The sequence below is a fragment of the Candidatus Zixiibacteriota bacterium genome, from assembly GCA_040756055.1.
Lineage (GTDB): Bacteria > Zixibacteria > MSB-5A5 > GN15 > FEB-12.
Genome location: JBFLZR010000002.1, coordinates 1 through 22,630 on the forward strand (window position 1 = coordinate 1; position 22,630 = coordinate 22,630).

Sequence of the window (22,630 nt, forward strand, 5' to 3'; positions counted from 1 at the left end):
CAGGATAATAATCCTGCCTTGAAGCTTTCATCCGCCGGTCCTTAAGACCTCCGGCAACTTAGCCGTCGGTACCGTACTTGGACGGAGCGACGCGGGCTTCCAGCTCTTCCAACTTCAGTTCGTATACCATCTCAAAACCTCCTGAAACTGTTTATTTTCTGCTTTCACCAGTCATATTTGCCAGGCCATTGAATTCTTACAGGCATTAACAAAAAAGGCAGGATAATAATCCTGCCTTGAAGCTTTCATCCGCCGGTCCTTAAGACCGCTAGCGACTTAGCCGTTGGCGCCGTATTTGGACGGAGCGATGCGGGCTTCCAGCTCTTCTAACTTCAGTTCGTATACCATCTCAAAACCTCCTGAAACTGTTTATTGTCTGCTTTCACTTTTGATATTTGACGAAGCAGCAGATTCTTACCAGACGATCAGAATGTTTTTGAGACTTTCGCAAGAAGCTTAGAGGAGTAGTCAGACCTAAGATATTGATAGATAATGAATTACCACAAGGACCAGAATTCGACCCTGATAATCGATGCTACTTTTCTCATCGCCAAGCCGAAAAGTGATTTCCGGCCGACCTCAATTTTGGCATATCCAGTCATGCCTTTGTGGAGCAGATTGTTCTCGTTGGCCACAACGGCGGAGACATGAAAACGGGCTTCACCGTCATCGGAGACTATCGCATCCTTTGGGATATGTGCCACCGTACCTTCGAACAGGCGGTTGGTATAAGAACGCACCTTGAGTCTTACTTCCTGTCGGGGCTTGATCAGATCAATGTTGAAATCTGAGACTGGTATCAGGACCTCGACCTGACGATTCTCGGTCAGGCAGAGAACACACTCGTCATTTTGGTTCATCACCACGGTACCGGATATGGGAGCCAGGATAGACTGGTTGTCCATCTGCGTCTGCAGGAAGTCTATATCGGCCAATTGCTTTTGAATCTCAGACTGGATCACTGCCTCTTCTTGCGGTTTTGGCGGGGATTTCAGCAATCGGACTCGCGCCTTCTTGTTTTCCAGTTCAGCTCTGGCTACTGCGGTAGCCGAATGTGCTGCCTCGAGTTGTTCTCTTGAAGCCAGATCCTTGGCCGACAATTCCTTGAGACGATCTTCTTCGCTCAGCCGTTGTTCGTATATGGCGTTGGCGGCAGAAATCTCAGCCTGAGCTTCCTCGATTTCCTCTTTCTTTGGCGGCGATTTCAGCAGATCCAGGTCCTTTTGCAGTTTGTCCAGCGCTGATCTCGCGGCGACCAACTCGGTACTGACCTGGTTTGATATAAGCACGGCCACTGTGTCACCGGCGGCTACCTGCTGCCCGTCTCTGACATAGGGCACGAGATCAAGCGAAGCCATGTTGTCGGTGGAGGCCATCTGAAGGTAGCTGGATTTGCTCTGCGAGTCCTCTCCCCCGCGCCTGAACCGCTTTTCGAGCAGGCCAAAATCGTTAATGAGCAGGCTGAATTCCGCAATCGGGCGAACGACCACCTCGCCAGTCACACGGTGAGGGAAGTCAATCACGAAGACCAGCAGGATGAAGGCTATGGTGATAATGATATATGTTATCAGACGGACGGGGCTTTTTAGAATTTGCTTCATAAACTTGAAATGCTGGACAGTTCCCTTGCAAACGTTGACGATATTCGAGCGTAAAGTAAGAAATAAAATAACGGACAACAAGAATAATCCGGTCGCTCCCATTTTGGCGTGCAGAAACTCTCCCAAAAGGTAGAACAGATATGTCAGCAGGGAGACTGAATAGATAATCGCTGCGACAGCATAGACTAAGTATATCTTGCGCTCGCGTGTCGTAACGATGATTCTTCTAACCGGCCAGCTTAGCAGACGACGCTGGATGACATTCTTGAAATAGTCGAATGATTTTTGACGAAGGTTCGGGATTTCCAGCCAATCGGAAAGCATGTAGTAACCATCGAGCTTTATTAGCGGGTTGAAATTGAACAACTGGGTGACCCAGATGATAATAGCCACCAGGCGAGCCAGTTCGCTGACGAAGGACTCGGGAACGGTAACGCGCCAGACGAATACCGCCAGAGCAAGCAGCAGGAAACTGAAATAGGGACCGGCAAAGGTGACTGCCAGGCGATGCTTCTTGTCCCTGAACAGCCAGGCGTCGGAAACATCACAATAGAAGCAGGGCTGGAAATACAGCAGCAGCATGCCCATCTCCTTGACCTCGCCGCCATAATAGCGGCATATCAGTCCATGAGCGAATTCGTGCATTACGATAACGGTAAAAAAAGCCAGTACAATAGCGGCAACCGAACCGAGGTTGAAGACTTCGTAGAACCGGACAGAAAAGTAGGATGAGTTAGCCAGCAGTATGCCAATCGCGTAGACGATGAAAATGATTTCGATGGTAATCCAGAAGGGGCGATGGAAAGGGCGGTAGAACTTCGTGACAACGTCAAGCATGGGACCGGGATTAAAGGCCTTGATTCTTACTGAAAGAAGGCGTGAGAAGAGCGAGTTTTTGTCATCGCGCCCGTAGCTCTTACGCGAAACAGCCTGTTCGGCCCGTTGGTCTTCCAGAAAGAACTTTTGCTCCAACAGTGTGACAAATTTCTGGATATTCTCTACGCCTATTTCCATGCCGAATTTGTCGCGGAAACGAATGTTGAGTTCGTCGTAAGAAGTTTTGCCATCAAGTTGACTAATCAGCCAGAACTCCGGCTCACGAAGGCGGAAGTAGTTGCCTGTTATGGGGTCTTTAATATTGTAGACTGTCTGACCATCTATTTCAGCCGGTGCCGAAACGAGGTCAGTTCGTAGTTTGGCGTAAGTAGACATGGGACCAATCAGGTTCAGGGCGTTGCCCGATGCTTTCTTGATATATATTTGACGTGGCCGTCAATCCTTACACCCGCCTCAGGGTGTCAAGCAGCCGTTTGTTATAGTACTCAATCAACTCATCACGGCGAACCACACCGATGACCTTATCACCCGAATACGGGTCAACCACCGGAATGAGACTCAGGTCTTTTATCCCAAAGAGTTTATAAGCTTTTTCGAGGTCGTCATCGAAATTGAGTACTTCGGTATTTTCCTTGACGAGATCCTGCGCTATCACGAGATAGTCGAGGGTGTGCTGACTCAGCACGCTCCGGATGTCCTGGAAAGATATAACGCCCTTGAGATGACCCTCGTTATCGTTGACGACGAAATAGGATTCGTTAGAGCTTTCTATTGCGCGGAATATCTGGGCAAGAGGGGCGGTCGAGTTGATGGTCTCGAAATTTCGGTCCATAATTTCTCTCACCTTATGCGATTTGAGGACGTTGATATCCTTTCCCCCCTTAATCTCTATGCCGCGCTTGGCCAGTTTGGCCGTGTAGATCGAGTACTTGAAGAGTCGTCCGGCCACGAGCGCCGAAAACACGACAGTGACCATCAGGGGAAGGATAATTCGATAGTCGGAGGTCATTTCGAATATAATCAACATTGCCGTCATCGGGGCGTGCGTCGTAGCCGCCACCATACCAGCCATACCGACCAGGGCGTACGCGCCGGGTGTAGCTGTTATTTCCGGGAAAAGCATATTGATCAGAAAGCCAAAGGCGCCGCCGGCCACGGCGCCCATAAAGAGCGACGGGGCAAAAATTCCGCCGGAATTGCCCGATCCCAGGGTAAGCGAAGTGGCCGCCAATTTCATGAATATCAGGACAACCAGCAACATTATGCCCATATTCCCATAGAGCGTCAATTTGATAGTCTCATAGCCATCAGCCAGAACTTGAGGATAAAAGATCGCGATCACACCCAGCAGGAGTCCCCCCAGGGCCGGTTTTAGCACTGGTTTGATTTTCATTTTCTCGAAGAAATCTTCAAAGGCATCCAGGACTTTTGTGAAGAATACTCCGTAGCCGCCAAGGATGATTCCCAGGATTACATAAAGTGGAATCTCCCAGGCCGACACCAGCGAATAGCTCGGCACGGCAAAGGCCGGGTGATTCCCCATGAAACTGCGGGTCACGACCGACGCAACAACCGATGAGAGGATTACCGGGGAGAATGTCTTGATGGCGAAATCACCAAGAATAATCTCCAGGGAAAAAATCACACCGGCAATGGGGGCATTAAACACCGAGGAAATCCCGGCGGCGGCACCGCATCCGACGAGGATTTTAACGCGGTCACCAGACATGCGGAATACCTGGCCGATGGTCGAGCCGATGGCAGACCCAATTTGCACGATTGGTCCTTCGCGCCCTGCCGATCCACCCGAGCCGATACAGATGGCCGAGGCTATGGTTTTTGCGGCGGCCACACGGGGACGGATAATCCCTCCCAAGCGAGCTACGGCGTTCATCACCTCGGGAACTCCGTGCCCTCTCGCTTCCGCCGCGTATTTATAGACTATAGGACCAACCAGCAAACCGCCGAGCATCGGTATAATCGGAAACCAGAATTTAAAACCTCGTTCACCTATGGTTTCAGTCAATAGCTGGTCGGTCAGTCCGAAGAACAAGTCGTTGAAGTACCTGATAAGATATACAAAGCCAATTGCCCCCAGGGCGGTAGAGAGCCCGACAAAAACGGATAGAATGATAAGAACATTGGTTCCGGATATGCTCAGCCGTTTTACCAGGTCGTCAAAATACGGTACGTGCATAACGGTAGTCAATCTATCGTGTTTTATCATATTGTTCAAGGGATTATTCCCCTGCCGGGTGCGGAGAGCCGCCCGCGAATGACAAAACTACCAATTGCCCTTGACTTTAGGGTGATATTACGTAACTTCCATTAGTGAAAAAGTTCACTTAAATCGGATCTCTGGCAGAGGAATAGGCTATGCGAAATACATCAGATGCGGTAATCATTGGCGGGGGAATAATTGGCCTGGCGGTGGCTTTCTACCTGGCAAAAGCGAAGTATGGTCAAATAACCGTGGTTGAAAAAGAGCCGTTTCTGGGCGCCGGGGCGACCTCGAAGGCGGCTGGTGGAATCAGGGCGCAGTTTGCCACGAAAGACAATGTTCAGATGTCAATGTTATCTGAAAAACTCTTCGCTAACTTCAAGGAAGAGACCGGATCCGAGGCCTTGTTCGACCAGGTCGGATACATGTTTCTTTTGCGCGATGACGAGGAAGTCACGGCCTTCAAGCAGGCTTATGAGATGCAGCGCGGACTGGGTCTGGATGTAAAACTGCTCACACCGGATGAAATCCCGCAATTCGCTCCGCACGTTTCTCTCGAGGATGTTCAACTTGCCACGTTCTGCAAAGACGATGGACTTGGCGATCCCCATGAATTTCTTTCCGGATACGATCATGCCGTTCGCAAAATGGGTGTTGAGATATCGTTCGAAACGGAGGTGACGGGCATCGGCGTCAACAGTGGCAAAATAACTGACGTAAAAACCGCTAAGGGAACAATCAGTACTCCGCTGGTGGTAAACTGTGCCGGACCTTATGCTAAGGTTATCGGAGAGATGGTCGGTGCTGATGTAAGGGTTGAACCGATAAGACGCCAAATTGTCACTACCGGGGAGCTGGATTTCGTCAAACCGTTTTTCCCGATGGTGGTTGATGTACGATCGGGACTTTATTGTCACAAAGAGTCCAAGGGTATGCTCTTGGGGTGGGCGGACAAGTCGGTGGAGCCTTCTTTTGATGTCTCGGTGGACCCGGACTATACTGACGCGATCCTGGAGCGCGCCTTGGAGCTTATGCCTCAACTTGAAGAAGCCGAGGTTGCCAATCAATGGGCCGGCCTGTACGAAACAACGCCCGACCACCGGGCCATTATCGGATGGGAGCCGTCGGTCAAGGGCATGTTTCACGTAACCGGTTTTTCCGGTCACGGTTTCATGCACGCTCCCGCGGCAGGTGTGGTGACGGCCGAGGTCTTAAGCGGTAAGAAACCCTCGGTGGATGTCAGCAGTTACTCCCCTGACAGGTTTGCCAAAGCGGGGCTGGTAGAGGAAACAAATGTTATATAAGCGGGTCATGATATAACTTGGTGTCACGGCGGCAAACTTGCCGCCGTTTTTTTTTCGTTTATAAATGTCCGCCCGTTACATATATTCTTAGCGAAAGGAGACAGTTATGAAACAGATGATTTGTGTTTTGTCTTTGCTCCTTTGTCTGACCCTGTCTGCCAATTCTCAGCAAAGCGCCAAGGTATCAAAACTGCACGGTACCGAATATACCATAAAGACCTCCGACGGCCTGGAGCTGCACGCATGGTACACGCCATCCCCCTTCGAGAACGCGCCGCTTTTTGTGATGCTGCCGATGATGGGGTACATACACACGAGTTATAATCCTCTCATAAAAGCCATTTATGAGCGATTCAAATCGTCTGATTCGACGGTTAAGGCGGCAGTGTTACCTGGCATGCTCTGCTTTGACCTGCGCGGACACGGCGCATCGACAAAACTCGGCGACAGAAGCCTCAGCTATCGCACGATGGAAGCGGAGGATTTCCATCACTATCCTTCCGATGTCGAGGCCATGATCAAGCACGTCCTCGAACAGAATAATCTACAGCAACAGAATCTCAAGATGATAATAATCGGAGCCTCGATTGGAGCCAACACCGCCGTTATGACCGCTGAGCTCCTGGGTGGCGTGGCGAAGGTTGTGATGCTTTCTCCCGGCGAAAGCTACCGGGAGTTGGAACCGGCTGCGTCGCTTATCAATTACAAGGGTAAGGCGCTCATTTTCGCCGCTGAAGAGGACAGCTACTCCAGAACATCGTCGGAGAAACTGGCCGCACTGAACAAGCAACACAGCCAGGTCAAAATTTACCCGGGACCATTTCACGGAACGGACATTCTGGATAACAACCCCGAGGCAATGTCATTTTTGGTGAATTGGCTTATTAAGTAGCTTGAGGGAGATAAAGCGGACTATTTGTTTTCGTCTTCTTCGGAGATATCGACCATTTTGGTGCCGTCGCTATACTCGACACTTCGTGGTGTTGTAAGGCGCATCAACCGCTGAGTAACATCTTTGATTTTCATGGCCGAGGCTTCGATAGTCTTGAGTTTGCTTTTGAGCTCCTCATCGAGGTCCTCGCGTTTTAATAGCAGTAGTTGCACATTACCCAAAATAGCGGTTAGCGGATTGTTGACCTCGTGATTAACTGTCACCGCGGTTTCAATGATGGCGGCCAGTCGTTCCTTGTCGAGCAACTGCTGATCCGCAGCCCGGAGGCCGTCTTTTGCCTGGGCGGCAAAACTTATAGACAGAACGGAAGCAAGGGCTTCGAGAAATACGTCTTCAGCAACGATAGTCCTCTTGCCTTGCTGAAGACCAACAATAGCCCCGAACGGCCTGTTTTTCTGAAGCAGCGGCATCGAGAAGGAATGATAGGGAACATCCCCGCCAAAAGACATGTAGGCGGACAGGAGCTTTTTGTCGCGACGGAGTCGGGCAAAGAGTTCTTCTTCGAGCCCAGCCAAACGCCCTTTGTTGTCGCTTGTATCGGCGTAGCTCACGTTGAGGGTGACCTCCAAGTTGTCGTCCCAGAGATATAGTGCGGCAGCATTTAGCCCGACATAGTGCGCCGCGGCCTCCAGCGCCATTTGAGTGGCGCCGGTGAGGTCCTCTCCCCTGGCTCCGGCAACGGCCAGTACCCTGAGGATATCGAATTTGTTATTATCTTCCTTGCTCATAATTACGACACCCGGTCGGAAAGTATTTGAGCAAATAGGATGCCCTTATCATTTAAACTTCTCATCAGGCGAGTAATCCGGTGGTATTACGTAAAGTACTTATAAAACAGTGCCTTAGCAACGAGCTTTTTTGCGCAAAAGTTGAACAGGGTCTCATGCAGGCTTTCAAGCCTGCATAAATGTTCACAGCTTGTCTGCAAATTATACCCGATTTCCGTTTGACAATCAGAGAGAAACTGAATAAATTCGTGGTTTCTTCCAAGCTTAGGAGGAGCAAATTGTTAGACGCGATGGTCAATGACAAGTGCGGGGTGTTCGGGATTCTTGGCAATCCCAAGGCGGCTGAACTGACCTACTTCGGCCTTTACGCCCTGCAGCACCGGGGGCAGGAATCCGCTGGAATAGTAACGGCCAACGGCGGAAAAATCAATTTACACAAAGGAATGGGTCAGGTTTCCGAGGTGTTCTCAAGCCGGAGCACCATGGCCCGTCTCACCGGCAGGATCGCTATCGGACATACGCGTTACAGCACCACCGGAGCGTCTTCGCTGATTAACATACAGCCCTTCATAATCACGAACCGTTCGAAGTACCTTTCGATAGCCCACAACGGCAATTTGACAAACGCTCTCGAACTGAGAACCAAACTTGACCGTAGCGGCTCCATTTTCCAGACGACGTCTGATACGGAGATCATTTTACACCTGGTGGCCAAATCAAAAAAGCGGACTCGAATCGAGCGTGTCTGCGACGCTCTTTCTACCGTGAGGGGCGCGTTTTCGCTTTTGTTTCTCACCGAGGATTCGATAATAGCCGCCCGCGATCCGCGCGGATTTCGGCCGCTCTGCCTTGGGAAGTTTAAGGGTTCGTATGTAGTGGCTTCGGAGACGTGCGCTTTCGATATTATAGGCGCCAGATACATTCGCGATATCGAACCGGGCGAGGTTCTGGAAATCACCCAGAAGGGACTGAAGTCATATTTCCCCATGAAAAAAGCCAAACACGCTTTTTGCATTTTCGAGTATATCTATTTCGCCCGGCCCGACTCGCGGATTTTTGGCGAAAATGTCGACAAGATCCGGCGCCGCCTCGGGCGTCAATTGGCCAGGGAGCATCCTGTCGAAGCGGATATAGTGATCGGTATCCCGGACTCAGCCAATACAGCCACCCTGGGATTCGCGGAAGAATCAGGTATTAAATTCGAGATAGGTCTGATCCGCAACCACTACGTGGGGAGGACTTTCATAGACCCACAGCAGAATATCCGCGACCTCGATGTAAAAGTGAAATTCAACCCCGTTAAGGGGGTTCTTCGCGGCAAGCGAGTAGTGGTGGTCGACGATTCGATCGTGCGCGGGACAACTTCAAAGAAGATGGTCAAGATGATTCGCGACGCGGGTGCGAAAGAGATTCACTTCCGGGTATCCTCTCCCCCGATTATATCACCGTGCTTTTTCGGCATTGATATGCCGACCAAGGAGGAATTGATAGCCTCCAGCAAATCCGTTGAGGAAATCGAAAAGTATCTTGAGGTGGACTCACTCAGGTATCTTTCTCTCAAGGGTATGCTGTCCATTTCCTCACTGCCCGACACAACTTTCTGCTCGAGCTGCTTCTCGGGGAAATACCCGATGAAGACACCGGAAATTGACGGCAAATACCGGTTGGGCAAACCGTAGCGGTTTTGGGATTATCTTCTGATAAAATGTAGAAGGCGCTCGGGAAGAGCGCCTTTTGTTTTTATGGAACCTGTTACTTGTCGGCTTACAAAAACGCGAAGATAGCGGAACGGGACAACTGAAGTAACTGCTGCGGGAAAAAGCCCATCGCCAGAGTCCCGAAAGCTGTTACAGCGATGACTATCATTATCGCGGGAGAGTACTTGACTGGCACAAAAGTCGTCTGGGCCTCGTCAAAATAACTCGTCTTAATAACTCTCAGGTAATAATAGACTGAAAGGAAAGAGTTCATAACGCCAATTACGGTGAGCCAAATATAACCTGATTTGACGGCCGCGGCGAAGATGTAGAACTTGCCGAAAAACCCGACAGTGGGAGGGAAACCGGACAGGGCAAACATGAACAGCGCGAGCGTCGCCGATAGATACGGGTGAGCTTTTGCGAGTCCCGCCAGTTCAATGAAGTCCGATTTGCATCCCGAACGAGTCTCCAGCAGAGTCACAACCGCGAAACCGCCGAGATTGAACAGCGCGTAGGCGATAAGATAGAAGATGGCGGCGGATGTCCCGTCGGCCCCGCCCGCCACAAGAGCGACCAGAATATAGCCGGCGTGGGCAATTGACGAATACGCCAGCAGGCGTTTGACGTTGCTCTGGCGTAGCGCCAGGACGTTTCCGACCGTCATGGTCAAAATAGCCAGAACCTGAAACACCGTGGACATGAGAGCGATGTCCGCGAAACCGAACATGAAAATGCGCAGTAGGGCGGCAAACCCGGCGGCTTTCGGGCCAACCGAGAAAAAGGCCGTAATCGGGGTTGGCGCTCCCTGGTAAACATCGGGAATCCAGCTATGGAACGGAACGGCGCCGACTTTAAATCCGAATCCGACCAGAAGCAGCGACACGCCCAGGAGCATATACGGCTGCGAGTGAGACATGATGAAGTTGAAATCGGCGACAATTCTCCTCAAGTCCGTTGTCCCGGAGGCGCCGAAGATAAAGGCGATCCCCATCAACAAGAACGCGCTGGCGAAAGCTCCCATGATGAAATACTTGATTCCGGCTTCGTTGGACTGAAGCGAGCGCCGGGCCATACCGGCCATCACATAAAGCGGCACCGACATAACCTCGAGACCCAGGAAAATGACCACAAGGTCGGTCGTGTTGGCCATCACCATCATGCCTGCCGTCGCAATCAAAAGCAAACCGTAAAACTCGGGGCGCTGGATACCTTTTACCGTAAAATAACGATGGCCCATAAACATGGTCAGAATTGACGTCAGTACGAAAATCATCTTGAAAGCGACTCCAAAATTGTCGCATGTGACCATGCCGAAGAACCCGGAGTGCTGGACGCCCCACTGCCCGAAAACAGCCACAGCCGACACCACCATTCCCAGAAAGGCGACTATGGGAGCGAGTCTGGACGGTAGCTTGAAAAACGGCATTACCAGAATTACAAACGAGGCAATCAGCAGGCTGATTTCCGGGTACAGTATGCTAAAGTCAATTGATGCTGACGTAGTATCCATATTCTTTACCAGTCATCGCGCGACGACCGTCGCACGTTTAGTTAGAATCCTCATCCTCCGCCGAACCCGGCCGTGACCTTTCCATTCTCTACGATAACCGGCACTATTCTCTGTCCCTTCGTGAGTTCGAGAACTTTGTCTTTGGCGCCAGGAGTCTTGTAAATATTAATCTCTTTGAAGGATATTCCCTGCTCGCGGTAGTGTTTCAGGGCAGCCGCGCAGTAGGGACAACCGTCTTTTACGTAGATTGTCACATCACTCATCGCCGTCTCCTTCGACACTCAATGTCAACTCCTTCGGATCGACATCCTCCGCGGCCAACTTCTTGATAATCTCGAAATTTCCGTTCACCTCGACTGTCTGCGCTTTCCCCACCTGATTTATAACGCTTTTCACAGCCGGCTCTATTCTTTCGAAGAACGGTTTGGGATAAACACCGATCCAGAATACGAACACGACCAGAGGAATGAGGATTATTCTCTCTCTCCAGTCTATATCGAGAAGCTTTTTGTTTTCTTCGTTGGTGACTTTGCCGAAGAATACGCGCTGGTACATCCAGAGCATATAGCACGCGGCAAATACAACGCCGCTGGCGGCGATAATGCCGTAAACCGGATTTGCTTTGAAAGCCCCGAGCAAAATCAGAAATTCGCCGATAAAACCGTTCGTGAACGGCAGTCCAATCGACGACAGCGTGATAATCATAAAAAATGTCGCGAACACCGGCATCACTTTGGCGATGCCACCGAACTCTTCGATCAAGCGGGTGTGGCGGCGTTCATAAATCATTCCGACCAGAAGGAACAACGCTCCCGTGGAAATCCCGTGATTGATCATTTGCATGACCGCGCCTTCGATGCCCTGAAGGTTGAGGGCGAACATACCGAGCATGACAAAACCCATATGCGATACCGACGAAAACGCCACCAGCGATTTGACGTCCTTTTGAACCATTGCCACCAGCGCGCCATAAATAATTGCTATCACCGACAGGATACAAATGTATGGCAAATAGGTAATCGTCGCATCGGGGAACAGCGGCAAGCAGATGCGGATAAAACCGTAGGTCCCCATCTTAAGAAGCACGCCGGCAAGAATCACCGACCCGGCGGTGGGCGCCTGTACGTGGGCATCGGGCAACCAGGTATGAAACGGGAACAGCGGCACTTTGATAGCAAAGGCCAGCGCGAAAGCCCCGAACAGCCACAGCTGAGCCTGGTAGGTCAGCGGGAGTTCCGCGATGATCTTCATCATATCGAAAGACAGCTCGCCGGAGAATTTCTGGTATTCAAAAAGAATATAAATAATGCCAACAAGCATCAACAGCGAGCCGAACATGGTAAACAGGACGAACTTTATGGCAGCGTACACCTTTCTCGGCCCGCCCCATACACCTATAATGAAATACATCGGCACCAGCATAACTTCCCAGAAGACATAGAACATGAACAGATCCAGCGCGCAGAAAACGCCGATCATGCCTGTCTCGAGAAGCATCATGGAAATGTAGTACCCTTTTACGCCGGTCTTGATGGAGTTCCATGAGGCGAGAATCGACAGGAACGTGAGAATGGTCGTCAGCATTATCAGAAGCAGCGAGATACCATCAATACCCATATGATAGCTTATGCCCATAGAAGTGATCCACGGAACATTCACCACGAGCTGCATGCCGTTAGCCATAGGATCGAACATCTGGTAAACCCAGACGGAAAAGAGAATTGTCACGAAGGAGACGATAAGGGCGAAACCTTTAATGCTATCCTCGCGATCCTTGGGCAAAATCATGAGCATCAGGACGCCCACCAGCGGGAAAAATGTGACCAGGGTGAGTATTTCTCTTTCCATATCTTAATCCAGCACTATATAGGCAATTAAAAGCACGACACCGAAAACAAACACGGTGGCGTAGGTTCTTACACGACCGGTCTGGCCGGTGCGTACAAACTCGGATATTTCCTGATAGAATGAAGCCAGTCCGTTCAAAAAGCCATCGATAACCACCACGTCGAATACCTTCCATAAAAAGAGCGAGAAATATACGACTGGTCTGACCACTACCGCCCCATAGAATTCGTCCACATAATACTTATTCAACAGCACTTTGTGCACGCCGGAGAACTTCTCTCTCAAGGAGGTTGACAGATCGGTTTTCTTCTTATAAAGCAGATGGGCGAAGTATATGGAGATAAATACTAACCCGACGGAGGCCGCCATCAATCCCCATTCCATGCCGGTATTCCCCGCCGCCGACGCAAGGGCGTGGGACTCGGGCAAATGTTTACCGGCCGCCATAACAGGTTCAAGCCACTTTTCAAAATGGTTTGATCCTCCGAGAATATGAGGCACGCCCACAAAACCGCCAAATAGCGAAAGCACGGCGAGCGCCATTAGAGGAACGGTCATAGATTTCGGAGATTCATGGATGTGCGATTTCGTTTTGTCGTCCATCCGCTCCTTGCCGAAGAAAGTCATAAAAATGAGTCGGAACATATAGAATGCGGTCAGTCCCGCAGTCACGAATCCCAGGACCCAGAAAATGGGATGGCCGTAATCCGAAGAGAAAGATTTCCACAGGATCTCATCTTTCGAGAAAAAGCCTGAGAAGCCGGGTATCCCTGATATTGCCAGGGTGGCGGCCAACATGGTCATGAAGGTAATCGGCAGATGTTTTTTCAGGCCACCCATATTGCGCATGTCCTGTTCGTTGGACATGGCGTGAATAACGGAGCCGGCCCCAAGGAAAAGCAGGGCTTTGAAGAAGGCGTGAGTCATCAGATGGAAGATACCGGCGGTAAAGGAAGCTACCCCGCAGGCGAGGAACATATAACCGAGCTGGCTGACAGTAGAATAGGCCAGTACTCTCTTAATATCGTTTTGGGCCAATCCGATGGTCGCCGCGAACAGCGCTGTCAGTGCGCCCACGATAGCCACTACCATCAGGGCATCGGGAGCCATTATAAACAGCGCATTGGTCCGCGCCAGCATGTAAACACCGGCGGTCACCATGGTAGCGGCGTGAATCAACGCGGATACCGGCGTTGGGCCCTCCATGGCGTCCGGCAACCAGACATACAGCGGTATCTGCGCCGACTTACCGGTAGCTCCGACGAAAAGGAGTATACAGGTCGTCGTAATCAGCGCGCCACCGGCCATGAACACACTCGGGGCCATCTCTGAAACGGTCAGGAAATCGAGTGATTTCACCTGCCAGAAGATTATAAACATGCCGATCAAGAAGCCAAAGTCACCGATACGGTTGACGATGAACGCCTTCTTGCCGGCATCGGAGGCAGACTTCTTCTCGAACCAGAAACCAATCAACAGGTAGGAGCAAAGCCCGACGCCTTCCCATCCGACGAACATGAGCAGAAAGTTGTCTGCCAGGACCAGAGTCAACATCGAGAAAGTAAACAGGTTCAAATAGGTGAAGTAGCGGCCGTATCCGGGATCATGGTGCATGTAACCGACGGAATAAACGTGAATCAGAAAGCCCACGCCGGTAACGACCAGAATCATCACCGCGGACAGCGGGTCCAGAAGCAGGCCAATATTGACGTGGAAATCTCCCGATGGTACCCATTCGAACAACACCTGCTGGAGTATGCGGAAATCCGCCGGCATAGCCTTCAACTCGAAAAAGACCATAACGGAAAGGATGAGCGACAGACCAACCGAGGCACATCCTACGAACGAGATCACCGGCCGCGGCAAGCGTCCCAAAAGCAAACCGTTGGTCAGAAAACCAATTAACGGAAACAGGGGCACCAAAAACAGATAATCGGACATGCTACATTACTTCCTGTACAATCACCACTTTAGAATATTGAACCGGTCGATATTTATTGTCTCTCTGTTTCTAAACAGCGTAATGACCATAGCCAATCCCACGGCGGCTTCTGCGGCCGCGATAGTCAAAACAAGGAATACGAAAACGTGTCCATCGAGCACGTTCAACGTCTGCGAAAAGGCGATCAATGTCAGATTGGCGGCATTCAGCATCAGTTCGACGGACATAAACAGGACGATCAGATTGCGAGAGATCATTACCCCGATGGTGCCGATGCCGAACAGGACCGCGGCTACGATGACATATGCTGATAACGGAACCATTATTTGCCCTCCGCTTTGAAATCGACTTTCCCGGCATCTTCATCGGCACCAGCCGCCGGAGATTCGTCTTCCGAGGGGTTTCTGGTCATTACGACAGCGCCGACGATAGCCGCCAGCAGCAGAACGCCGGCAAGCTCAAACGGGTAGAGATATTTAGTAAACAGCAGCGTCGCCACAGCTTCTACCGAGCCAAAATCGGGAGCCTGCTCGGTCATAATACCGACAAGGGGGTCAGCGCGGGAAAAGCCGGTTCTTACCACCAAGATCAGTTCGACAACAAACAGGATTGCGAGAATATATTTTGAAAACTTGCTCATAGGCCCGGAGCCTTCACCGAGGTCCTCACTTCCCCTTAGGTTGAGAAGCATAATGACAAACAGAAACAGCACGAGTATGGCGCCGGAGTAAACGATAATGAGGACAGCTCCCAGAAACAGCGCACCGAGTTGAACATACAACACGGCCTGCGCCACCAGCGAGAGGATCAGATATAGCACCGACAACACTGGATTGCGCTGGGCGATCATCATGGTCGCGCCGAACACCGCTACCACGGCGGAAATCAGAAATATGACAGCATCAAGACTCATACTTGCTTATCCGTTACTCCGTAAACTTTTCTCACCCGGCGGTACATACGTTTGAAGGGATTGTCCTTTCGTGGATGTGGCACGAGCATCTGCTCTTTGGTATAGATAAACGAATCGCGGGTGTCGGCCGAGAACTCGTACTCATGTCCCAGGAATATGGCTTCTTCCGGGCAGGCTTCTTCGCAGAAGCCGCAGAAGATACACCGTAACAAATTTATCTCGTAGATTTTCGCTTTTCTTTCGCCTTTTTCGGTTTCTTCCGGCTCCATGTATATAGCATCCGCCGGGCAGGCTGCCGCGCAAAGGCCGCAGCACACGCAGCGTTCGGTGCCGTCATCGTAGCGCTCCAGGTAGTGCAAGCCGCGGTATCTCGGAGCCATGGGCTTCTTCTTACGCGGGTAGTCGAGGGTGACCGGTTTTTTGAACATGTGCTTAAAGGTGACCACAAACCCTTTGGGCATCTTCAAGAACACGTTTCCGATAGCTTTCAGTACTTCGTTCATATTCAACCTACCTTACAACCACCCCAGTACAACAAACAGCCCGGTTACCATAGTGTTTAAAAGCGCCAGAGGCAACAGCACTTTCCAGCCGAAATTCATTAACTGATCGTATCTGAAGCGCGGGAACGTTCCTCTCAGCCAGACATAACAGAACATGAAGACAAAAACCTTGAAGACAAACCAGAATATGCCCAGCAGAGGGAAGGTTTCCACGAACGGCCCGTGCCATCCCCCGAAGAACAGGGTGGCGGCGACGGCGGAAACGGCCAGCATATTGGCGTACTCGCCGATAAAGAACATCGCGAACCGCATCGATGAATACTCGGTGTGATAACCACCGACAAGCTCCGACTCGGCTTCGGGCAGGTCAAACGGCAGGCGATTCGTCTCCGCGATAGCGCACGTTATATATATCAGGAAGCCGAGCGGCTGTTTCCACACAAACCAGTTGGAGAAAAACCAGATAGAGTCGGTGGTCTGCTGGCTTACCAGTTCTCTCAGTGACAGCGTATTCGCGATAAGCAGCACTCCGATGATAGACAGTCCATAACTCACTTCATAGGAGATCATCTGGGCCGACGAACGAATTCCGCCCATCAATGAGTACTTTGAGCCCGATGACCAGCCGGCAAGCACAATTCCATATACGCCAAGCGATGTGATGGCAAATACGAAAAGGATACCTATATTGAGGTCAGACAGAACCATCTTGACATCATAACCGAATACCGTCATATCCATGCCGAACGGCACGACCGCAAAGGTCAACAGGGCAGGCGTGAAGGATATGATTGGAGCCAGCGCATAGGTCGCCCTTTCCACCTTATCGGGCATGATATCTTCTTTGAACATCAGCTTGACCGCATCGGCAATCGGCTGCAGAAGGCCGAATGGCCCGGCATAGGACGGACCGATACGGTGCTGGAGATGCCCGACAACTTTCCGTTCAAGCCAGGTCGAGTAGGCACATCCGGTCAGGACCGCGATCACTACAAAAAGGACCTTGATCGATGATGCTATAATGATCTCCAGCATACTTGCTACTCATCCACCTTTGTCAGTTTAACCCGGTCGACTCGCCTTTTGCGCATCAAGAGCGACGTCACCGATTTCGACGGGAAATTGCGCGGCATCAGCACGACATCGCTTTCCAGATGCTCCGATATCCTGGCGGGCAGGACGACTTTAGCGATTTCCGAAGCCACCCTGACGGAATCTCCATCTTCGATCTTGTATCTCGACGCCAGTTCCGGCGAAATTTCAATATACGGCTCGCTCGCGAAGTTGGCAAGCGATGTCGCTTTCTCGGTTAAGTGCCCGCAATGGTGCGGATCATCAATTATATACAGCGGCAGGATATATTCTTCGTTGACGGCAACATCATCCAGCGGCTTTGCTTCCACAAAATCATCGGGATATGGTATTACGGAATCAGCCTTGAGCAGTCGCTGAATATCAGAGTGCATTTGTTCATTACTCATCCAGTGGTCATCACCGAGAGCTTCGGAAACCAATTTACAGATTTCATGACCGGGCTTCGCCTCTCCGACCGGTTTTACCGCCTGTTCGGCTTTTTGCGCTTTGCCCTCAAGATTTACGTAGTAGCCTTCATACTCTGCCCAACTCGCCAGAGGCAATACCACATCAGCCAATTCTGTAGTCGCAGTCTCGAACAGGTCACACGCGACCAGGAATTCCAGTTTTTCGAGCCCCTCTTTGACAAACTCGCGGTCCGGGTAAAGCATCATTGGATTGGCTCCGAGAATGAAGAAACCTTTGATTTCCTCTTTTTTGACCAGAGCCATCATAGCATCGGTATTGTTTGGCTCCGCATCGGGATACTCACCCCAAATAGCGGTCATTTCATCAACGAGCGCCTTGCGCGGCTTCGGAAGCAAACCGAGTTTCTCGGCGCCTTTGGAGTTGGCATATCTGGCCAGTACTGCCATCTGCCCCTTCTGCGGCAACTGGAGCGCCATGGAGAGATTTAACAGCGCGGCGCCGATAACATCACGCGCCTTGGAGCGCGTAACAAGCTCACCGGCAAGGAACGTGACTCTCCGGCCCTCGTAGAGAGCCTGAGCGATAATTTTCAGGTTGTCGGCGTCAACCCCGCACGCAGCGGCCGCGGCACTCAAAGAGGCCGGAGCAATTTTGGATTTCAACTGCGTCGCGCGATCCGGGGCGACAGCGCCAATCTCGATCGCGGCAAGACAGATGCCGTTGACGACTATCTCTTCCGTCCCCGGTTTATAGATCAATTCAAGATCAGCAACATCGGCCGACTTAACCGCGTAAGGATTTATCGAGTAAATTTTGGCATTGCCGAAATTGCGCGCTTTGCGAATGCGCAGATACTCGTTGGGATGCTCACGAACCAGATCCGAACCGAAAGTGACAATCACATCGGAGCTGTCGATATCAGCTATTTTGAACGGCTGAGAGGCCAGAGTCATATAAAGCGACTCCGGCTCCGCCGGCAGCATTCTATAATCGCCCCTGAAATCGATATTGTTGGACTTGAACGTGGTCCGCATCAGCCTCGACGCGGCATACAGAGAAGCGTTGTCAAGATTGGGGGCGACCAGACTGCCGACACAAACGCCGCCGAGTTTTTCTTTTATCTCGCCAAATTTCTTGCTGATCACTTCAAGGGCTTCTTCCCAGGTAGCCTCTACCTGCTTGCCTTCTTTTTTGACAAGCGGTCTTTTCAGACGGTCGGGAGCGTTGACAATCTGGTAGCCATAGCGCGTGATGTCCGGCAACCAGCCATCGTCTATTTCGTCGTTTCTTCTGGAGGTCGTACGGAAAATCTTATTCTTATGATCCTCTTTGTAGAAGAGGATATTGGTGCCTGAGCTGGTGTAGTTGCAGATTGAAGGCGTTGTTTTGGTCAACCAGACCCTGATTTTATAGCGCCAGTCGGTGTTGGTAAGAGCGCCGACGGGGCAAATTTCGACCAGGTTGCCCGAGAAGGGATTGTCAACCTGTTCGCCGGGAGCGGCATTGATCTCGGCGATATTGCCTCGTTCATATACTCCCAGATCGTACTCGCCGAACGCTTCTTTGTTGGCCCGGACACATTTATAGCACAGGATACACCGGTTTCTGTTCAGAATTATTTCGGGACCGATACGTTTATCATCGAAAGTGGTGGTCATACCGTCATCGACGAAGCGGTATTTCTTAAAATCAAAACGGCTGTCATCGATACCGTGGGCGAAAGTGAGATTCTGCAAATCGCATTCTCCACCCTTGTCGCAGGTTGGGCAGTCCAGCGGGTGGTTGAGAAGAATAAACTCGATTACGGCCTTGCGCCCCCGTTTGACAAGGTCGGAGTCGGTGTACACGACCATACCGTCCATGGCCTCAAGCATACAGGAAACCTGCAGCTTGGGCATCTTCTCCACCTCGACATAGCACATGCGACAGGCGCCGACCGACTTCAATTTCGGATGCCAGCAGAAGGTCGGAATGTGGATGCCAATCTCGCGGGCGGCGTTGAGGACGGTAGTGCCCTTCGGGACCGTCACTTCACGGCCATTGATTGTAAATGTCACCGTCGGGATAGCGGCTTTTGTCTGTATGTCTTTATTCGTTGCGTCTGCCATAATCTCTATTTGAACTCAAAGTGAGAGTTCACCATACATTTCTTGTGATCGATATGGTACTGCCATTCGTCTCGCCAGTGCTTGATCGCAGACTGGATGGGCATGACCGCTGCGTCACCCAGAGGACAGATAGTGCGACCCAGTATATTGCCGCAGACATCCTCTATTTTTTCTATGTCCCCGGGCATTCCCTGCCCGCGCTCTATTCGATTTATGACCTGCTCCAGCCAGCCGGTACCCTCCCGGCACGGCGTACATTTTCCGCAGGACTCGTGGCGGAAGAAATGGATAAGCTTTTTGATCACCCACACGATGCAGGCATCTTCGTTGAACACGATGATGGCGCCCGAGCCGAGCATCGATCCGACCGTCGTCAGCGACTCGTAGTCAAGACCGATATCGATCTTATCCGGAGTCAAAAACGGTGTCGAAGCACCGCCGGGGATAACGCCTTTCAACTTCTTGTCTCCCAGCATACCGCCGCCATACGCGGGATCATATATCAACTTCTTGAGATTGAAGCCAAGTTCTACTTCGTAATTGCCGGGGCGCTTCACGTGCCCGGAAAGCGAGAATATTTTGGTCCCTTTGGATTTCTCGGTTCCCAGCGAGCTATACCAGTCGGCGCCTCTATTTATTATGTGCGGCACGGTTGCCAACGACTCTACGTTATTGACGATAGTCGGGCAGGCATAAAGTCCCTCAATAGCCGGGAATGGCGGGCGCATGCGCGACATACCGCGTTCCCCTTCAACGGAATTCAAGAGGGCGGTTTCTTCTCCACATATGTAGGCGCCACCGCCCGTGTGGACGATCATATCGAGATCGTAGCCGCTGCCGTAAATGTTCTTACCCAGATGTCCTTTGGCGTATGCCTCGCCCATGGCCTGTTCCATGCGAGCGTGGCAATGTTCGAACTCACCGCGGATGTAAATGAACATCAGATGACAACCTATAGCATACGCTCCGATAGCCATACCCTCGATAACGGCGTGCGGATCGCGCTCCATGAGCACACGATCTTTGCAGGTACCCGGTTCGGATTCGTCGGCGTTGCAGCAAAGATAACGCGGCTTGGGCGAATTTTTGGGCACAAAGCCCCATTTCATACCGGTGGGGAATCCAGCGCCGCCGCGACCACGAAGACCCGATTTCTTGACCTCATCGATCACCTGATCGCTCGACATACCCGACAGGACCTTCTGCCACGCCTTGTATCCACCGTGAGCGACAAAGGTGTCGATCTTGTGCTGATTCGGGTCCTCCACGTACTTAAACAGGTGGAGATTAGGGTCTTTGGCGACCTCTGCCGCGTTTGTTATCACCGGTGAGTAGAACGTCATGCTTTAGCCTTCAAATCATTCAATATCGAGTCGACTTTTTCTTTGGTCAGGTTCTCGTAATAGTCGTGGTTAATCTGCATCATCGGGGCGGTAGAGCACGAGCCGAGACATTCCACCGTAATGAGAGTGAACATCTTGTCCGGTGTCGTTTCGCCTTTTTTGATGCCCAGCTTTTCTTCGAGGTAGCCTATCAATGAATCGGCGCCCAGCAACGCACAGGAGATATTGTGACAAACCTGTATCAGGTATTTCCCTCTCGGCTCTTTGGGAAACATGGTATAAAAAGTGGCCGCTTCGGCTATCTCCACGTGGGGGACACCGATGACTTTGGAAATAGCCCGGTAAATTTCCTCATCGACATAGCCAAGTTGTTTATACGCCACGGTCAGAGCCGGAAGGATAGCCGACTTCTTGCGCGGATATTTGGCCGCTTTCGCCTTAATTTCCTTGATCGATTCTTCAGTCAGAATCATCTATCTACTTCTCCCAGCACGATATCAATAGTCCCGATTGCCGCCACTACATCCGAGAACAGCCTGCCTTCGACCAGTTTTGGCAGCGAAGCCAGATTGATAAACGACGGTGGGCGCACTCTCACACGATTTGGCTTGTTGGTGCCGTCGCCCTGAATAAAATAACCAAGTTCTCCCTTGGGAGCCTCGATCGCCTGATACACTCCGCCGCACGGAGCCTTGAAACCTTCGGTAATAATCTTGAAATGGAAAATCATCGATTCCATTTTGTAGAGGACATCTTCCTTCGGCGGCAGCACTACTCCGGGCACATGGGCACGGTACGGCCCCTCAGGCATGCCGTCAATCGCCTGCTGAGCAATCCGCAGTGACTGGCGCATTTCTTCGAGGCGCACCAGATATCTATCATAAGCGTCGCCGTTCTTACCGAGAGGTATGTCGAAATCGAACTTTTCATAGCCGGAATACGGATTGGCTTTTCTCACGTCATAGTTGACGCCACTCCCGCGAATCATCGGGCCGGAGAGCGAAAAGTCGATAGCATCCTCAGCAGAGATGATGGCGACGTTTCTGGTTCTATTAATGAAAATTTCGTTGTTGGTCAGCAGGTCCTCGTAATCCTTTATCCCCTGATTGACCTGTTTTATCACGTTTCTTACCAGTTTGTCGAAGTCTTTCGGAAGTTCCTGCGCCAGTCCGCCGATTCTAATATAGCTGGTCATCATCCGCTGTCCGCCACAGGCTTCGTAGACATCGACGATAGATTCGCGCTCTCTGAAAGCGTACAGCAGCATCGACATCGCTCCCAGGTCGAGAGCATGAGTGCCGAGCCAGACGAGATGCGATTTTACGCGCGTCAACTCCGCCAGACAGACCCTGGCCCACTTGACCTTTTCCGGGACCTCGATATCCATGAGCTTCTCGACCGCCAGGCAGAAACCCAGGTTGTTGGACATCGGGGACAAATAGTCCATGCGATCGGTGGCCGGTAAAGCCTTATAGTAAAGCTTACTCTCCATCGTCTTCTCAATACCGGTATGGAGATAACCCAGTACGGGGGTAGCCTTAACAACCCGCTCGCCATCGAGCTCAAGTATAACCCTGAGCACGCCGTGCGTGGACGGGTGCTGTGGCCCCATATTAA

The 22,630-nt window shown here is 51.3% G+C and carries 18 protein-coding genes; 3 read left to right on the forward strand and 15 right to left on the reverse strand.

Annotated elements, in window-relative coordinates; all coding sequences use genetic code 11:
* Nucleotides 1-497: 497 nt before the first annotated feature.
* Complete coding sequence (locus AB1483_03315) at nt 498-2,813, reverse strand: site-2 protease family protein (GenBank protein ID MEW6411484.1); 2,316 nt, start codon at nt 2,811-2,813, stop codon at nt 498-500.
* Between the two features lie 67 nt (nt 2,814-2,880).
* On the reverse strand, nt 2,881-4,665 hold the full coding sequence (locus AB1483_03320) for a chloride channel protein (GenBank protein MEW6411485.1): 1,785 nt from the start codon (nt 4,663-4,665) through the stop codon (nt 2,881-2,883).
* Between the two features lie 149 nt (nt 4,666-4,814).
* Between AB1483_03320 and AB1483_03325 the strand changes: the two genes are divergently transcribed.
* Together AB1483_03325 and AB1483_03330 are read left to right on the forward strand one after the other, a co-directional pair.
* Nucleotides 4,815-5,963, forward strand: a complete 1,149-nt coding sequence (locus tag AB1483_03325) for an FAD-binding oxidoreductase (GenBank protein ID MEW6411486.1) — start codon at nt 4,815-4,817, stop codon at nt 5,961-5,963.
* A gap of 106 nt (nt 5,964-6,069) precedes the next feature.
* Nucleotides 6,070-6,855: an alpha/beta fold hydrolase gene (locus tag AB1483_03330; protein ID MEW6411487.1), complete on the forward strand. Its 786-nt coding sequence runs from the start codon at nt 6,070-6,072 to the stop codon at nt 6,853-6,855.
* A 20-nt stretch (nt 6,856-6,875) separates the two neighbouring features.
* Here AB1483_03330 and AB1483_03335 read toward each other — a convergent pair whose 3' ends face one another.
* Complete coding sequence (locus AB1483_03335; GenBank protein MEW6411488.1) at nt 6,876-7,643, reverse strand: histidine kinase dimerization/phospho-acceptor domain-containing protein; 768 nt, start codon at nt 7,641-7,643, stop codon at nt 6,876-6,878.
* A 278-nt stretch (nt 7,644-7,921) separates the two neighbouring features.
* Here AB1483_03335 and purF point away from each other — a divergent pair, with 278 nt between their 5' ends.
* Entirely contained in the window at nt 7,922-9,322 is a 1,401-nt protein-coding gene (purF, locus tag AB1483_03340) for an amidophosphoribosyltransferase (protein ID MEW6411489.1), read from the forward strand.
* Nucleotides 9,323-9,407: 85 nt separating this feature from the next.
* On the opposite strand, the gene AB1483_03345 is transcribed toward purF, so the two are convergent.
* The 12 genes from AB1483_03345 to nuoD are packed head-to-tail and all read right to left on the reverse strand — an operon-like array spanning nt 9,408 to nt 22,625.
* The gene (locus tag AB1483_03345; GenBank protein ID MEW6411490.1) at nt 9,408-10,853 is read right to left on the reverse strand and encodes an NADH-quinone oxidoreductase subunit N; all 1,446 of its coding nucleotides are present in this window, start codon (nt 10,851-10,853) and stop codon (nt 9,408-9,410) included.
* A gap of 50 nt (nt 10,854-10,903) precedes the next feature.
* Nucleotides 10,904-11,116 (reverse strand): glutaredoxin family protein, encoded by a 213-nt coding sequence (locus AB1483_03350; GenBank protein MEW6411491.1) that lies wholly within the window; start codon nt 11,114-11,116, stop codon nt 10,904-10,906.
* Entirely contained in the window at nt 11,109-12,701 is a 1,593-nt protein-coding gene (locus AB1483_03355) for an NADH-quinone oxidoreductase subunit M (GenBank protein ID MEW6411492.1), read from the reverse strand. Before AB1483_03355 ends, AB1483_03350 begins: the two co-directional genes overlap by 8 nt.
* Nucleotides 12,702-12,704: 3 nt before the next feature.
* A complete protein-coding gene (gene nuoL / locus AB1483_03360; GenBank protein ID MEW6411493.1) occupies nt 12,705-14,642 on the reverse strand; it encodes an NADH-quinone oxidoreductase subunit L in 1,938 nt (645 codons plus the stop codon).
* Between the two features lie 21 nt (nt 14,643-14,663).
* A complete protein-coding gene (nuoK, locus tag AB1483_03365; protein ID MEW6411494.1) occupies nt 14,664-14,966 on the reverse strand; it encodes an NADH-quinone oxidoreductase subunit NuoK in 303 nt (100 codons plus the stop codon).
* Complete coding sequence (locus tag AB1483_03370) at nt 14,966-15,556, reverse strand: NADH-quinone oxidoreductase subunit J (protein MEW6411495.1); 591 nt, start codon at nt 15,554-15,556, stop codon at nt 14,966-14,968. Before AB1483_03370 ends, nuoK begins: the two co-directional genes overlap by 1 nt.
* Nucleotides 15,553-16,059 (reverse strand): NADH-quinone oxidoreductase subunit NuoI, encoded by a 507-nt coding sequence (nuoI, locus tag AB1483_03375; protein ID MEW6411496.1) that lies wholly within the window; start codon nt 16,057-16,059, stop codon nt 15,553-15,555. Before nuoI ends, AB1483_03370 begins: the two co-directional genes overlap by 4 nt.
* A gap of 12 nt (nt 16,060-16,071) precedes the next feature.
* Nucleotides 16,072-17,094, reverse strand: coding sequence for an NADH-quinone oxidoreductase subunit NuoH (gene nuoH / locus AB1483_03380; GenBank protein MEW6411497.1), 1,023 nt, complete (start codon nt 17,092-17,094; stop codon nt 16,072-16,074).
* A gap of 5 nt (nt 17,095-17,099) precedes the next feature.
* Nucleotides 17,100-19,670 carry an NADH-quinone oxidoreductase subunit NuoG gene (gene nuoG, locus AB1483_03385; GenBank protein ID MEW6411498.1) on the reverse strand — a complete coding sequence of 857 codons (2,571 nt, stop codon included), beginning with the start codon at nt 19,668-19,670 and terminating at the stop codon, nt 17,100-17,102.
* Between the two features lie 5 nt (nt 19,671-19,675).
* Nucleotides 19,676-21,013: an NADH-quinone oxidoreductase subunit NuoF gene (gene nuoF, locus AB1483_03390; GenBank protein ID MEW6411499.1), complete on the reverse strand. Its 1,338-nt coding sequence runs from the start codon at nt 21,011-21,013 to the stop codon at nt 19,676-19,678.
* Complete coding sequence (nuoE, locus tag AB1483_03395; GenBank protein MEW6411500.1) at nt 21,010-21,486, reverse strand: NADH-quinone oxidoreductase subunit NuoE; 477 nt, start codon at nt 21,484-21,486, stop codon at nt 21,010-21,012. Before nuoE ends, nuoF begins: the two co-directional genes overlap by 4 nt.
* Nucleotides 21,483-22,625 (reverse strand): NADH dehydrogenase (quinone) subunit D, encoded by a 1,143-nt coding sequence (gene nuoD / locus AB1483_03400; protein ID MEW6411501.1) that lies wholly within the window; start codon nt 22,623-22,625, stop codon nt 21,483-21,485. Before nuoD ends, nuoE begins: the two co-directional genes overlap by 4 nt.
* Between the last annotated feature and the right edge of the window lie 5 nt (nt 22,626-22,630).